The sequence below is a fragment of the Paenibacillus sp. SC116 genome, from assembly GCF_024733555.1.
In the GTDB taxonomy this organism is placed as follows: domain Bacteria; phylum Bacillota; class Bacilli; order Paenibacillales; family Paenibacillaceae; genus Paenibacillus_B.
The window spans coordinates 283,331-296,049 of sequence record NZ_JANIOF010000005.1; the positions used below are offsets into that span (position 1 = coordinate 283,331).

General features: G+C 43.9%; 13 protein-coding genes. 2 read left to right on the forward strand and 11 right to left on the reverse strand.

Annotation, left to right across the window (positions count from 1 at the left end; translation table 11 throughout):
* Nucleotides 1–34: 34 nt before the first annotated feature.
* Genes trpA through trpC form a run of 3 tightly spaced genes read right to left on the reverse strand, consistent with a single transcriptional unit; the run spans nt 35 to nt 2,891 of the window.
* On the reverse strand, nt 35–850 hold the full coding sequence (trpA, locus tag NQ117_RS19560; protein ID WP_258279697.1) for a tryptophan synthase subunit alpha: 816 nt from the start codon (nt 848–850) through the stop codon (nt 35–37).
* Complete coding sequence (gene trpB / locus NQ117_RS19565) at nt 847–2,049, reverse strand: tryptophan synthase subunit beta (protein WP_258279698.1); 1,203 nt, start codon at nt 2,047–2,049, stop codon at nt 847–849. The genes trpA and trpB overlap by 4 nt, the downstream gene beginning before the upstream one ends.
* A 41-nt stretch (nt 2,050–2,090) precedes the next feature.
* On the reverse strand, nt 2,091–2,891 hold the full coding sequence (gene trpC / locus NQ117_RS19570; RefSeq protein WP_258279792.1) for an indole-3-glycerol phosphate synthase TrpC: 801 nt from the start codon (nt 2,889–2,891) through the stop codon (nt 2,091–2,093).
* 498 nt (nt 2,892–3,389) lie between these two features.
* Here trpC and NQ117_RS19575 point away from each other — a divergent pair, with 498 nt between their 5' ends.
* Nucleotides 3,390–4,118 carry a LytTR family transcriptional regulator DNA-binding domain-containing protein gene (locus NQ117_RS19575; protein ID WP_258279699.1) on the forward strand — a complete coding sequence of 243 codons (729 nt, stop codon included), beginning with the start codon at nt 3,390–3,392 and terminating at the stop codon, nt 4,116–4,118.
* An 89-nt stretch (nt 4,119–4,207) separates the two neighbouring features.
* Here NQ117_RS19575 and NQ117_RS19580 read toward each other — a convergent pair whose 3' ends face one another.
* The 6 genes from NQ117_RS19580 to NQ117_RS19605 all read right to left on the reverse strand — a co-directional run bounded on the left by NQ117_RS19580 (nt 4,208) and on the right by NQ117_RS19605 (nt 7,892).
* Nucleotides 4,208–4,795, reverse strand: coding sequence for a histidine phosphatase family protein (locus NQ117_RS19580; RefSeq protein ID WP_258279700.1), 588 nt, complete (start codon nt 4,793–4,795; stop codon nt 4,208–4,210).
* 45 nt (nt 4,796–4,840) lie between these two features.
* Nucleotides 4,841–4,999, reverse strand: a complete 159-nt coding sequence (locus NQ117_RS19585) for a GNAT family N-acetyltransferase (RefSeq protein ID WP_258279701.1) — start codon at nt 4,997–4,999, stop codon at nt 4,841–4,843.
* Nucleotides 4,996–5,829: a hypothetical protein gene (locus NQ117_RS19590; RefSeq protein ID WP_258279702.1), complete on the reverse strand. Its 834-nt coding sequence runs from the start codon at nt 5,827–5,829 to the stop codon at nt 4,996–4,998. The genes NQ117_RS19585 and NQ117_RS19590 overlap by 4 nt, the downstream gene beginning before the upstream one ends.
* 362 nt (nt 5,830–6,191) lie before the next feature.
* A complete protein-coding gene (locus NQ117_RS19595; RefSeq protein WP_258279703.1) occupies nt 6,192–6,641 on the reverse strand; it encodes a VOC family protein in 450 nt (149 codons plus the stop codon).
* Nucleotides 6,642–6,654: 13 nt separating this feature from the next.
* Nucleotides 6,655–7,410 (reverse strand): DUF3891 family protein, encoded by a 756-nt coding sequence (locus NQ117_RS19600; RefSeq protein WP_258279704.1) that lies wholly within the window; start codon nt 7,408–7,410, stop codon nt 6,655–6,657.
* 101 nt (nt 7,411–7,511) lie between these two features.
* Nucleotides 7,512–7,892 carry a hypothetical protein gene (locus NQ117_RS19605; RefSeq protein ID WP_258279705.1) on the reverse strand — a complete coding sequence of 127 codons (381 nt, stop codon included), beginning with the start codon at nt 7,890–7,892 and terminating at the stop codon, nt 7,512–7,514.
* 63 nt (nt 7,893–7,955) lie between these two features.
* On the opposite strand from NQ117_RS19605, the gene trhA reads away from it, so the two are divergent.
* On the forward strand, nt 7,956–8,603 hold the full coding sequence (gene trhA / locus NQ117_RS19610) for a PAQR family membrane homeostasis protein TrhA (protein ID WP_258279706.1): 648 nt from the start codon (nt 7,956–7,958) through the stop codon (nt 8,601–8,603).
* Nucleotides 8,604–8,716: 113 nt separating this feature from the next.
* Here trhA and NQ117_RS19615 read toward each other — a convergent pair whose 3' ends face one another.
* Nucleotides 8,717–9,973: a GntR family transcriptional regulator gene (locus tag NQ117_RS19615; RefSeq protein WP_258279707.1), complete on the reverse strand. Its 1,257-nt coding sequence runs from the start codon at nt 9,971–9,973 to the stop codon at nt 8,717–8,719.
* A gap of 322 nt (nt 9,974–10,295) precedes the next feature.
* Nucleotides 10,296–12,659, reverse strand: a complete 2,364-nt coding sequence (gene helD / locus NQ117_RS19620; protein ID WP_258279708.1) for an RNA polymerase recycling motor HelD — start codon at nt 12,657–12,659, stop codon at nt 10,296–10,298.
* Between the last annotated feature and the right edge of the window lie 60 nt (nt 12,660–12,719).

Below are 12,719 nucleotides of genomic sequence, written 5' to 3' on the forward strand. Positions count from 1 at the left end.
ATTGAACAACCTCTATACGAGGCTGCTAATCTTCCTACACCCGCTCCGCAGCAACTGACCTTGTCGCATTTTTCAACTGATGCACAAAGGCACGTACATCCTGCTCAACCGTCTCCGGTGAAGCATGTTTAATGACCTGAATAAGCGCACTTCCTACAATCGCTCCATCTGCATAGCTGCTTACTTCCTTCACATGCTGCTCATTAGAAATACCGAATCCGACAGCTAGCGGCAAAGTCGACTGCTCACGAATTTGTTGAATAAAGCCAGGCAGTTCATCGGGCAGCGACTGCCGTACTCCTGTAACACCTGTGACCGAAATGCAGTATAAAAATCCACTGCCCTGCTTCACAACAGCAGCAGCGCGCTCTTCACTCGTCGTAGGCGCAAGGAAGAAAATCAAATCAAGCCCATGCGGCTCAAACTTCTGTACCCATGGCTGTGCCATCGTAGAGGGCAAGTCTGGAATAATGAAGCCGTCAACGCCTACTTCCACCGCTTGGATTGCTAAGCGTTCCAAGCCATAAGCAAGGAATGAGTTGCAGTAGCCCATAAATACGATGGGCGTGTCTATACCTGACTCCCGCAGTTTGCTGACCGTCTCTAGGCAAATGTCCAAGTTGGCACCATTTTTGACAGCCTGTAAACAAGCTTCCTGAATAGTAGGACCGTCTGCTAGCGGGTCCGCATAAGGAACACCCAACTCGATAATATCCGCGCCGGATTCCGCAATCGCTCGAATTAACGACTCTGAAATTTCCAAGTTCGGATAACCGACCGGAATATACATAATTAAAGCACTTTCATCCTTTTCACGAAGATGGGCAAACGTCTTCTCGATACGACTCATACCGTCACCCCTTCCAATTCCAGTTGTGCCAATCGCTCCAAACCTTCAATCGCCTGATTCATGTCCTTATCTCCACGTCCAGACAAGTTAACCAGCACAATCTGGTTCTCAGAAAGAGTCGGGGCCAGCTTCAAGGCATAAGCAACCGCATGAGACGACTCCAGTGCAGGCAATATTCCTTCTGTGCGGCACAAATATTCAAATGCTTTCAACGCTTCACGATCATTGATCGAGGTGTATTCCACACGTCCGCTATCTTTCAAATAGCTATGCTGCGGACCCACACCTGGATAGTCCAGACCAGGAGCTATACTATGTGTTTCAAGAATTTGACCGTATGCGTCTTGCAGCATATAGGTAAAGCTGCCTTGAACGATACCAAGTGAGCCTTTCACGAGCGGGGCGGCATGTTTGCTGCTCTCGATCCCTTCACCCGCAGCCTGAACACCGATTAATTTTACTTCCGGATCGTCTATAAATCCGTTAAATATACCGATTGCATTACTGCCGCCTCCTACACAAGCAACTACGTAGTCAGGCAGTCGGCCTTCGGCTTCCCATATTTGTTCTCTTGCTTCCTCGCCGATTATAGATTGAAAATCAGCAACGATTTTCGGGAAAGGATGGGGCCCAACGGCTGAACCTAGCAAATAATGCGTATCATGCACGTTCGTTATCCAGTCGCGGATCGCTTCACCAATCGCATCCTTCAGCGTTTGCTGACCAGCGTGTACAAGCCGCAAATCTGCACCAAGCAATTTCATCCGTTGTACATTCGGCGCTTGACGTACTGCATCCACAGCACCCATATAAACGACACATTCGATCCCAAGCAAGCTGCATACGGTCGCAACAGCTACTCCATGCTGTCCTGCTCCTGTCTCAGCAACAATTCGCCGCTTTCCAATTTTCTTAGCTAACAATGCCTGGGCCAATGCGTTATTAATCTTATGGGCCCCAGTATGCGTCAAATCTTCTCGCTTGAGATAGAGCTTGCCCCCACCCAACTTGGATGGAATTCGATGCAGCGGGGTAAGAGGTGTCGGTCTACCCACAAAATGTTTTAATATAGCTGCCACTTCATTTCTGAAAGCAGCGTCTTCCTTAACCCTTTCGTATTCATGCTCCAATTCTTCCAAATTGCGAATTAACGTTTCCGCGACGAACGCCCCGCCGAATTGTCCAAAAAATCCATTCATCTCTTCTCTTTCCTCCTCTGCTATTTGCTCAACGAGCCTGCTCACGGGTTCGATTTAACTTCATTCGCAACACCTGCAAATTGACGAACTTTACTCACCACATCTGACGCCTTAAGTAGCGCTTCTCCAACTAGCATCGCATCGAAGCCTAATTGCTCCGCTTGCCTTGCATCATCTGGGGTCGACAAACCACTTTCACTGACTGTCAAAGTTGCAGCCGGCAGCCCAGAACGAATACGTTCGGAACGCTTCAAATCAACGTCGAAGGATTGCAAATCCCGATTGTTAATGCCGATAATAGCCGCACCTGCTTCAACAGCCCTCTGGGTCTCTTCTTCTGTAAAGCATTCTACTAACGCCTGCATGCCAAGTTCATGGGCCAGGCCTATCATTTCTTTCAATTGGCTAGGGTCGATGGCTCGTACAATCATCAGCACAGCATCCGCTCCGACCGATCGAGCTTCATAAATTTGATAAGGGTCAATAATAAATTCCTTATACATGACGGGAATATGAACCTGTTCATCATTCGCGATTAACTCCACAATCTCAGCACCACCGCCAAAAAACATTTTGTCAGCCAAGACCGATATCGCACGTGCACCATGTTCGGAATAAATGCGAGCTAACTCTAATGGATTATACTGTTCCCGGAACGTTCCTTTAGAAGGAGACTTCTCTTTCACTTCCGCGATTAGCGATATGCCAGGCTGATTAAGAGCCTCATAGAAAGGTCTCGGACTGCGCGCCTCTGCCAGCTTTGCTTGTATTTCTTGCAAGGGCTTGAGCCGAATTTTCTCTGCTACTTCCTTATACTTGTTTTCTAAAATTTCATCCAACATAAACACGAATTAGTTCCTCCTTATCATTTAAACTTGAGCATATTATTGATATAATACAACTTGTCCCATGTGTTAAATCGGAATTATTAGTTTAGTCTAACCGTAGTCATAAGATGAGAATGAAAAGCTTACTGCATTGGCTCTCATTTCATATTTCTTAATAGTAATGAGATTGAGGATGTGATTGAAACAATAGCAGAATTGTTGTCTGTTTAACGGCTAAATAGGAGAAAATGGATTGCTGAATTGGAAGTGAAAATAGAGCGAGCAGCCACATAGGAAGGGTGACAAAACGATTCGGCAAGAGGATGAATACCGCAACATCATAGACAGATTTGCGTATGAACGATAACAAAATTACCATTTGCTAGAAGTGAGTTTATTGTATACTATAGAAACAATTTAGGATATAGCTCCGTAGTATGCGGTGAATAATTCGGTAGTAACTGGCGCGAAATTTGTCAAAAGTCGAAATAGATAGAATGGGAGGATTGAACCATGCAAGAGTTTACCACTGTTGTTGCCATTAGCAATGAAGAAACAAGAGAGAAGGTTATGGCATGCGTGACATCACTTGGCAGCGCAAGCATCCACATCGCCCGTTCGAAGAACAAACTCATTCAGCTATGCATGGATTTGGAACCTGATCTCGTCCTTACCAGTACACAACTTAAAGAAGAAAGCATGATTATGGCTTGCCATGAAATCAATCTTCGAGGTGTTGACCCACCCATTTTATTTTTACAAGAAGAAGATGCGCATCGCCCTCTTCCTCAGCACTTCGAAACAGACAAGATTGCCGTCTTGAAGCAGCTTTCCACCGAACTAATTGAACAAAGGATTCGTCAACTACTGCCCGCCAAAATTCGTACGAATCAACTAAAGCCCCATCTTATCGTATGCAAACTCAAAGATCATTCGTTCTCCATCCGGGAGGATACCATTTTATTTGTAGAAAAGATTAGCCGTTTATACTCCGACATCGTTCTCACGGACTCCTCACGCATTCGCACCTTATCTACGCTCAAAGAAATATACACACAAGCCAAGGATTTATTTCAATCTCACCGCAGCTATTTAGTGAACAAGCTCCATATTCAAAAAATACTTCCTGATATGTTCATACCAGGAAACTATTCGATCCTATTACATGAATCTACCTTTCAACCCCCGTTATCCAGAAGATACTATGAACGATTTTTACTATTAAATAGGCCTGAAAAATAAAAAAAGGCATAACATGCAACGACCCGGTTCCAGATCACGTTTAGCGAAGGTGCAACGTGAGTCCAATACCGGGTCGTTCTATTTCTATATTAACTGTTGTCTACATGCACCGTACAATTGTAAAGTTCACACTGCCAAGTATCGTCGACGTCGGACCAGGCAATGTTGGACACAGAAGTGTTTTTCAAGCGAGTTTCAGCCTTATAAGTAGGCAACAGCACTTCGAACAAATGTCTAATAAACGAGCCATGACTTACAAGTAGAACATTTTGGCCAGCATGCTTGTCCGTCACTTCTTGGACAAATGACAATATTCTCGTAAACACTTGGTCTTTAGGCTCCAAACCTAAATCCAGCTCGCGCCAATCCGCTCCCCACTTGGCCACACGCTCTTCTTCTGTCGTGCCTTCGATAAGACCGCCATTTACTTCGCGCAGCCTGTCATCCAACAATACATCCACATCGTTCATTTCACTGGCAATCGCCTCAGCTGTTGTCCTAGCGCGAGATAACGGACTTGTATAAATAACATCCCATTGTTCCTTGCTTAACCGATTAGCCAGCTGACGAGCTTCAGCCACGCCACTCTCATTTAAAGGAATATCAGAGCTTCCTTGTGCTCTTCCTTCCTTGTTCCATTCCGTACTTCCATGACGTATAATTCCAATTCTAGTCATTACGCAACCTCATTATCGTATTTAAACTAAGTATTCCTAAGTAAGCTAAACATATTTTTTAAATGCTTTACTTCCATTACCATCATACCCTAATCGTGTGTAAAATTCATGCGCTTGTTGGCGCTGTGACTGGCTTGTCAGCATAATCTTTACACACTGCTGCTCTTTGCAAATATGCTTGACCGCTTCCGCTTCTCGAATCATTTGGTTACGCCTGCTTGGACTCGGCCGCCTTCGCGAATGAGCCACTCTCCCGTTTCCCAGTCGCTTAACTCCGCTTCTTCAGGAGCAAGATAGTACAGATCAATACGAATGGTCAGCAGCTCATTCCATGGAGACTGAATAAGCACAGAGCGGAATATTTCTTCTAATCCCGGAATGGAAAATCCTGAAGGTGCCGGGAATAACTCCTCCATTTCTGCTCTTGGAATGTTGGTTTCCAATGCAAATTGCAGAGCAGGCTTGCTTGCATATTGATCATAGACAAGCTCAAACTTAGGCGTACGCTTTCGGTCGAAGCTAGTAATATCTTCTTTGAACTCCGCCTCATCAGCCGGAATAATAAACGGCCACTCTTCTTCTGGATAATGATAAACATTGCTGTGTGATGCAAGTATATTCAATACCCGCTCCCATTCAAGACGAGGGATAATCGAAATTGGCAGGTTTACACCCGTATGATCGACACCAACGACTCTTCCTTTCAACAGCGCATGCAGTTTATCGATTGGGAGAAAATTATCGTTATTATGCGCTTGCGAAGAAGATGCAGCCGCCTTGGCAGCGATCGTTTCCAGATCAATCGCTAATTGACGTTTATTTTTGACATCATCAAACGTAATCATCGGGAATGTTATACAATCCCCACGAAGTACAGTTGAAGGCAAGTAGCCTTCGGGCATCAAGGCGAAACGGATTTCATCGTTTTCTGTATTAGCTAATTCAAGGAACAGACCACCGAACAGATTTATCCAGTCTTTTTCATTTTCATTCGAATTTGGAAAAACAATATTGATCGTTTGCAAGCGAGTCATATTCTTCATCTCCTCTTCCGTTATGGTTCAACCTGTACTGTATTCTGCTATTTGGCTCCCCTGTTTTTCTTGGCTAAATTTGGACATCACTTATCTATTATACGCCTACGAACACCTGTACCTCAACTTACATTTCAATGTTAAACCAATTTTAATTTTCTATTTCATAACACGCTTGTTGATGAGTCACATATTTGGATTTCTTCGAGTGTACAGCAAAACATACATCGGCGCGAAACGAGTTCTATAGAAATGCTTAACGAATAAATAAAAAACAAGGGCTATCCCCTTGCCGTTCGGCATGACGGGGCAACCCTTATTTTTAATAAAGAAAAAAACAATGTCGTCGTAACTTAGCAATGCTAGTGTTGATGCATCTCGATCCATTCACTTAAATAAGGTACATAGCCAATATCTTTTGGCTCGTCCTGCAACCACGATATAAATTCTAGTTCATTTCCATCCGGATCTTCAAAATAGACCGCAGCTGCCGGCATCCATGTATGGACAAACGCTTCAATCGGTTGTTTACCAAATGATTGTATAGGCTGAATTCCTTTTTCCTTCAACCATTCTATTGAATGTAATAGATCTTCTAAATCAACTCCAAATGCAAAATGTCTTTTCTTAATTTCTGTTCCATGCGGAACTTCCCATATCCCTAACATTTGTCTATCTTTTCCGATATAAAAGAAGGCTACTCTTCTTTCCTCGATAAAGTGAGCTAGTTCTAACCCTAGTTTTTTGTAAAATGCAATGGATTGTTCGAGATTAGTCACTTGGATATGCGTTTCATACAAATGGTTAATCATTCACCCTGCCTCCTTAGATTTTAAATGTCACTGTAAGTTCTGACCATTCTGTTTCTTTATAAGCAGCCTGAATGCCGATACGACGAATAACATCTTTTACGACGTATTTTGACTTCAGCGTGGCTGTAAATTCACTGTTAAATAAGCCAGGATTGATTTTAATCTCATTACCGCTAACCCAGTGCGCATTTATTTTCTGCTCCTGAATAATCGTTTCGAATCCTTCCTTGTACCACGGATGCTCATTCGCTTTAGACACCCCTGGTTCATTCATGCAAACATATAAAGATATGTCATCACATAATTGCAACAGTTTAAAATGGCTTACAACCATATGTTCATCAATTTCACCTAATCTAGCTCGAATTCGCTGTTGCCTTTCCTTTTCATTCGCTATGAAATGGATACAATCCAACCGTTCAGATCTCTGTATATGTACAAATGAGGAATAATGCAGGCTGCACAGAAGTGCGGCATACTCATTCATTGCTTCTACTTCGTCCATTCCAACTTTATATAATACTAATTTCGGAAGCAGAGGATAATCTAAAAAAGAGAATGGGGCGGCAGTGCGGTCATTCCATGTTGGCGTGTCGTCTAATCTGATCCAGCCTCTATCATGTTCTTGGATTGCTAGTACCACATCACTTCTATAATTACAGTTCAAAAACAAACGTTCAGTAAGGTTCGCGGCAATCTCACCAGAAAATCTAGCATGCTCATGCTGTGTAGTCATAATAAAATATTGGTCGCTTTCTCTAACGATCATAAATGATCCCCCAATCTAGTTACCATGTCTCTCGTCAGCTTCATCTTGCATTCATCACATCTCAACAATCATCACTTTGCCTAGCAAGTATATACTATTGACTATTGAATTTGGTATTTATCCACGAGTACTTCTAATTCACTAGATAATTGATTTAAATGATCAGCAGAAACAGATAGCTGACCAACCGATTTCTTTTGTTCGTCTGCCGATAGAGAGATAACATTTAGCCGCTCTAGTGAATCGCGAGCTATCGTCACGATTTCTTGCATAGAGGCTGTCACCTGTTCCGTACTCGCGGATAGTTCCTCCGACGTTGCTGATACCTCAAGCGTCTGATGATGAATCCGCTCAATAGAGCTTAATATCGATTGAAAGGTAGCTCCTGTATCACCAGCTATCTTCACTCCTTTGGAATAAGTAATAAAATAATTTCCACTATGACGTTTGCTATTTGCAGGACCAATCGCTGTTCGATACAATTGTATTAACACCTTAATCCGCATTCTATTTTGATCATGCTCGGCTAAAGAGGAGTGATTTACATGGCCGTCACCCACACCTATTCAAAAGGAGAAGAGATCGCAAATGCGATTACGCATGGAATTGGAGCTCTGCTAAGTGTTGCTGCTCTTACCCTACTTATCGTATTTGCCGCTATTTATGGCGAACCACTGCATGTTGTCAGCTTTACCATATACGGCATATCGATGCTGCTGCTATATACTTCATCAACACTTGTACACAGTTTTCCTGAAGGAAAAGTGAAGGATTTATTTGAGACATTTGACCATGCCTCCATTTATTTATTCATAGCCGGTACGTATACCCCATTCGTACTTATTGCTCTGCCAGCCAAACTTGGCTGGACGTTATTCGCAGTAGTGTGGACGATTGCCATCGGCGGCGTCGTATTCAAGGCGTTCTATACGAAGCAATTTTTATTTGCTTCTACTGCACTCTACGTCGTTATGGGCTGGATTATTGTCTTCGCGTGGGAACCTCTAGTTCAAATCCTTTCTGCGCATGGATTGAACCTGCTTATTGCAGGAGGTATCTTGTACACATTAGGAACTATTTTTTATGTATGGCGTGCGTTTCCCTATCATCATATGGTATGGCATTTATTCGTATTAGCGGGTTCTGTAACCCATTTTCTATCTATACTTACGCTGCTCCAGATTCAACATTAATCATGAATCGAGATCGAACGAACAACACAAAAAGGCTGTCCACATCCCTTATAATGGGATGCAGGCAGCCTTTTAAATTGCATACGAATTATGCCGACCTAAGTCCTAGCCCGTTATTGTGAAAGCCTTGCATAAGCTTGTAAAGGTGCGGATGAACGCTTGACGACAAGCTGCGGCGTTAGTATCACTTTCTCGTATTTATTCGCAGGTTCAGCTGAAGCATCGTCTTTATCCAGCCTTCTTATCAAGATTGAAGCGGCTCTTCTACCGATTTCATCCTCATTTTGATAAATGTGATCAAAGAACGTTTCATGCTCCGTTGAGCTTTCTGGATTGTCAAAAGTTACAATCGAAATATCTTCAGGCACTCGCAATTGCAGTCGTTTCGCTAGCTGGAGCAGCTGAATACCAATTCTGCCGCTCAGTGCCACATAGGCGGTTGCTGTTCGATTGCGCATACATTCAGCCAATAGATTCGACTCCATCGCTTCATGTTCAGAGGGCATTGGAAAATCGGTCAAAATAAGTGCGGGATCAATCATATGCCCGTTCCCTTCGTAAGCATTCATATAACCTGCAATCCTATCTTTCACACTCACACATTCCCGATATGCGTCTGTGCAAATGACAATATTCCGATGTCCCAATTGAAACAAATGCTCTACGGCCATTTGCGCACCAAGACGATTATCCGAGCACACATAATTTGTTTCTACACCAGGCAAATAACGATCGATCAGCACAAACGGGAAATGATTTACCTTCAAAGATAAAATTTCCTCATTATACGTATCCTTATCTACAGGAAAAATAAGCAGCCCTTCCGCATCTAGCTGGACAAATTGTCGAATGAGTCGCTCTTCCTCATCTTTGTTCCCATCACTGAATGCAACCATTAAGGTAAGTCCCCCTGCTTGCAACGTTTCTCTTATTGCAGTGAGCAGCCGCATCGCAAATAAGTCATCTAATGATGGCATGACAAGGCCGACAAGGCGGCTCCTTACCATAGTTGAGTGCTTATGTATCGAATCTGATTTCCCACTTGGGTCGTTACCTGAATGGGTTGATTCTAATCGGGGAGCCGCTTCTGCTACGAAACTTCCCCGACCAGGAACTCGATAAATGAAACCTTCCTTCACAAGCGATGCAAGCGCATTCACAACAGTGATGCGACTAACCTCAAACTGGGCCATCAGCTCTTTCTCTGTCGGAATTCGATCATGGGCTGTTAGTTCTCCTTGCTCAATTCGACGCTGAATATATTGCTGGACCTGCATATAAAGCGGGGAGCGCGAATCATAATTCATCATTCCGTAGTGGAGATACACAATTGATGTCCATAGAGCAACGTACACTGTCTCAAATGTCATTTACACCACGACAAGCATATCAGTGTACCAACCAACCCCATATAGACCTCACTCGTATCTCACTCTCCTTGTTCGATAGGATTGTAAGTCATAATTACCCATTACTAACATTCGTGAATACGATAAATCTAATCATAGATTGGTGAGCAACAATCATAGGCAAAGATAGCCATTTATTATGACCAATATATCATTTCTGCTTAACCTTCACAATCGAGGAATAACATTCCATTACAGAAACGATAAAAAGCGCCTTTCACATCGCAGTATGTCTGCTTGCAAAAGGCGCTTATCTACTTGATTTAACGTACTTTTCTCTTCTTTATTTCGTATCAGCAACTGGAAGCAGCGGTGATGGCTGCCCTACAGCATATAAATGCAGCTCATGAAGGGCTCGTGTGCAAACCGTATACAACAACTTGCGGTCTCGTTCATGACCATAATGCTCTTGATCCGCGTCCCAAATAATAACGCCATCGAACTCCAACCCTTTTGCCAGATAGGATGGAATAACCCAACTGCCTACAGAAAACTGCTGCGTATGCTTCGTTACACGTTTCAACCCATCTACCTGCTGACTAAGCAGCTGATATACCCGTGCACTGGAAGCTTCATCTTTCGCTAATACAGCGATCGATTGACAACCCGCTTCCTGCAATTGCTGCATCCGTTCGAATACAAGCTGAGGTCGTTCTGCTTCATTAACGACATAAACAACTGGCGGCTTGCCTTCTCGATGAAACGGCTCTGCTGGCTCGCCATTAGGTAGGATGGCATGAGCAAATTCCGAAATCGGCTTGGTCGAGCGATAGCTCTTCTTCAGCCGAATGACAGTGGATTTGCGCTCTGGGAACATACGCTGCACCATTTCGACACGACCAACCCGATTCGACTCGTAAATCGCTTGGTTCCAATCCCCTAGTATCGTGAACTTGCTCCGTGGGAACAAGCGAGACAACAGTGCATACTGGAAGGCAGAGTAATCCTGAGCTTCATCTATTACAACTTGCCGGATATGGTTAAACGTATTGAAGCCCTCTATGCTCTCCATAATGTACAAGAAGACAGAAGCATCTTCGTAAGGGATAATGCCATCATTCATGCGAGCAAGCGTGTGCTCTCCCATATTTGCTACCATCGAAGTGGTAGGCATAGCATCAGGATCAATATGAGTAGCAGCGAAACCTGCCAACCCAGACACGGAAACCTTTTCTTCACTCGCATTTGTTTGCTTGCTTGCGTCATGAGCAGATGCTGCAGTCAATGCAATTTCACACCAGCGAGGCAAATGAGCGTTGAACTGTTCATAGAGCGCATCCCATTTTATAAAGCTGTATGTATGCGCCTTGCGTCGCATTTCTCGTACCCATTTGCCCACATGCTTCTTGCTCATTTGCATCATTTCTTCTTCTGTGCCGATGTAGTTCGGTTGTTTCAAGAATCGTTGATACACCCGTCTAACTTCTTTCGCAGCCCAGTCCTTCAAGTAGCCTTTAATCCACTCTCTTGTCTTATCCATACGAGCTGGCAGCGACCAATCCGCTAACGTACCATAGAAATGCTCTCTCAGCATCTCTTCTGTAATAACCGTTCGCTTTGGCGTACCCAAAGATTCGAAGGCGATTCCTTCATTCATTAGGCTTGTCACAAAAGCATCTGCAACTGCCATAAACGATTCAGAAGCTTTCCAGCGTGCCGAAGCCCGCTCCAGTTGGCCAACTGTTGCACTTGCCGGGTTCATCAATCGCTCTGCTTGATCATAAACGTCTTCGATCTGCCTCGTTGTACGTAAACGATAATCCACATATTGTTGGAACGTTGTCTGCGTCATGTTGGATTCGCCAAGCTCCGGTAAAATATTGGACACATAATCGTTGAACAGATCATTTGGAGAAAAGAGAACCACCTGTTCCGAATGCATACTTTCACGATGTTTGTACAATAAATACGCAATACGCTGCATCGCGGCTGACGTCTTTCCACTTCCCGCTGCCCCTTGTACGATAAGCACCTCATGAGCATCATCACGAATGATCGCATTTTGCTCTCGCTGGATCGTGCTTACAATGGTCTTCATTTTCGTATCCGCACTGCGCTTCAACATATCTTGAAGCATGTCGTCTCCGATTTGAATCCCTGTATCAAATACCGCTTCCAACTTGCTGTTGCGGATCAAATATTGACGCTTCAGCGTCATCTCGCCTGTGATGATACCCATTGGCGTACGATACCGCACAGGCCCTGGCGCATAATCATAGAACAAGCTGGCGATTGGTGTTCTCCAGTCGTAAACGAGATGCTCGCCATTTTCATCCGTAACCGACATCAATCCGATCGTAACAGGTAGTTTATCCACCTCGTACTCCTCACGGAAGTCGATCCTGCCAAAGTACGGGCTGCCGATATGCTTGCCCAACTTTGTTAATAGACGACGAGCATGATCTTGGACACGCTCATAATTTGCCAAGTCCTTAGCCTGCTGCATAATGCTGACGTACGTTTCAAATAGCTGCTCTTTATCAACTGATACCTCATCCCAAAAATGGCGTTTCATCTCAACAATTTCTTGTTGTTGATCCCCAATCGTCGAATGAAGTGATTCCATCTGCTTGTCCATAACCCGAACAATATGCGCTAATTTATGTTCTTCTTGCTCGTATTCCAATGCTGTTATATGATCGCTCACACTGCAGCCCCTTCCTCTTGCCGTCTTTCAATTTCAATTATCTAGCCTAATACGGCTACG

What these genes read in the sequence shown, in the direction of transcription:
- NQ117_RS19615 (WP_258279707.1), bottom strand. Translation starts at nt 9,973, where the DNA reads ATGACATTTGAGACAGTGTACGTTGCTCTATGGACATCAATTGTGTAT.
- NQ117_RS19585 (WP_258279701.1), bottom strand. Translation starts at nt 4,999, where the DNA reads ATGATTCGAGAAGCGGAAGCGGTCAAGCATATTTGCAAAGAGCAGCAG.
- NQ117_RS19595 (WP_258279703.1), bottom strand. Translation starts at nt 6,641, where the DNA reads ATGATTAACCATTTGTATGAAACGCATATCCAAGTGACTAATCTCGAA.
- trpB (WP_258279698.1), bottom strand. Translation starts at nt 2,049, where the DNA reads ATGAATGGATTTTTTGGACAATTCGGCGGGGCGTTCGTCGCGGAAACG.
- trpC (WP_258279792.1), bottom strand. Translation starts at nt 2,891, where the DNA reads ATGTTGGATGAAATTTTAGAAAACAAGTATAAGGAAGTAGCAGAGAAA.
- NQ117_RS19600 (WP_258279704.1), bottom strand. Translation starts at nt 7,410, where the DNA reads ATGATCGTTAGAGAAAGCGACCAATATTTTATTATGACTACACAGCAT.
- NQ117_RS19575 (WP_258279699.1), top strand. Translation starts at nt 3,390, where the DNA reads ATGCAAGAGTTTACCACTGTTGTTGCCATTAGCAATGAAGAAACAAGA.
- NQ117_RS19590 (WP_258279702.1), bottom strand. Translation starts at nt 5,829, where the DNA reads ATGACTCGCTTGCAAACGATCAATATTGTTTTTCCAAATTCGAATGAA.
- trpA (WP_258279697.1), bottom strand. Translation starts at nt 850, where the DNA reads ATGAGTCGTATCGAGAAGACGTTTGCCCATCTTCGTGAAAAGGATGAA.
- trhA (WP_258279706.1), top strand. Translation starts at nt 7,956, where the DNA reads ATGGCCGTCACCCACACCTATTCAAAAGGAGAAGAGATCGCAAATGCG.
- NQ117_RS19580 (WP_258279700.1), bottom strand. Translation starts at nt 4,795, where the DNA reads ATGACTAGAATTGGAATTATACGTCATGGAAGTACGGAATGGAACAAG.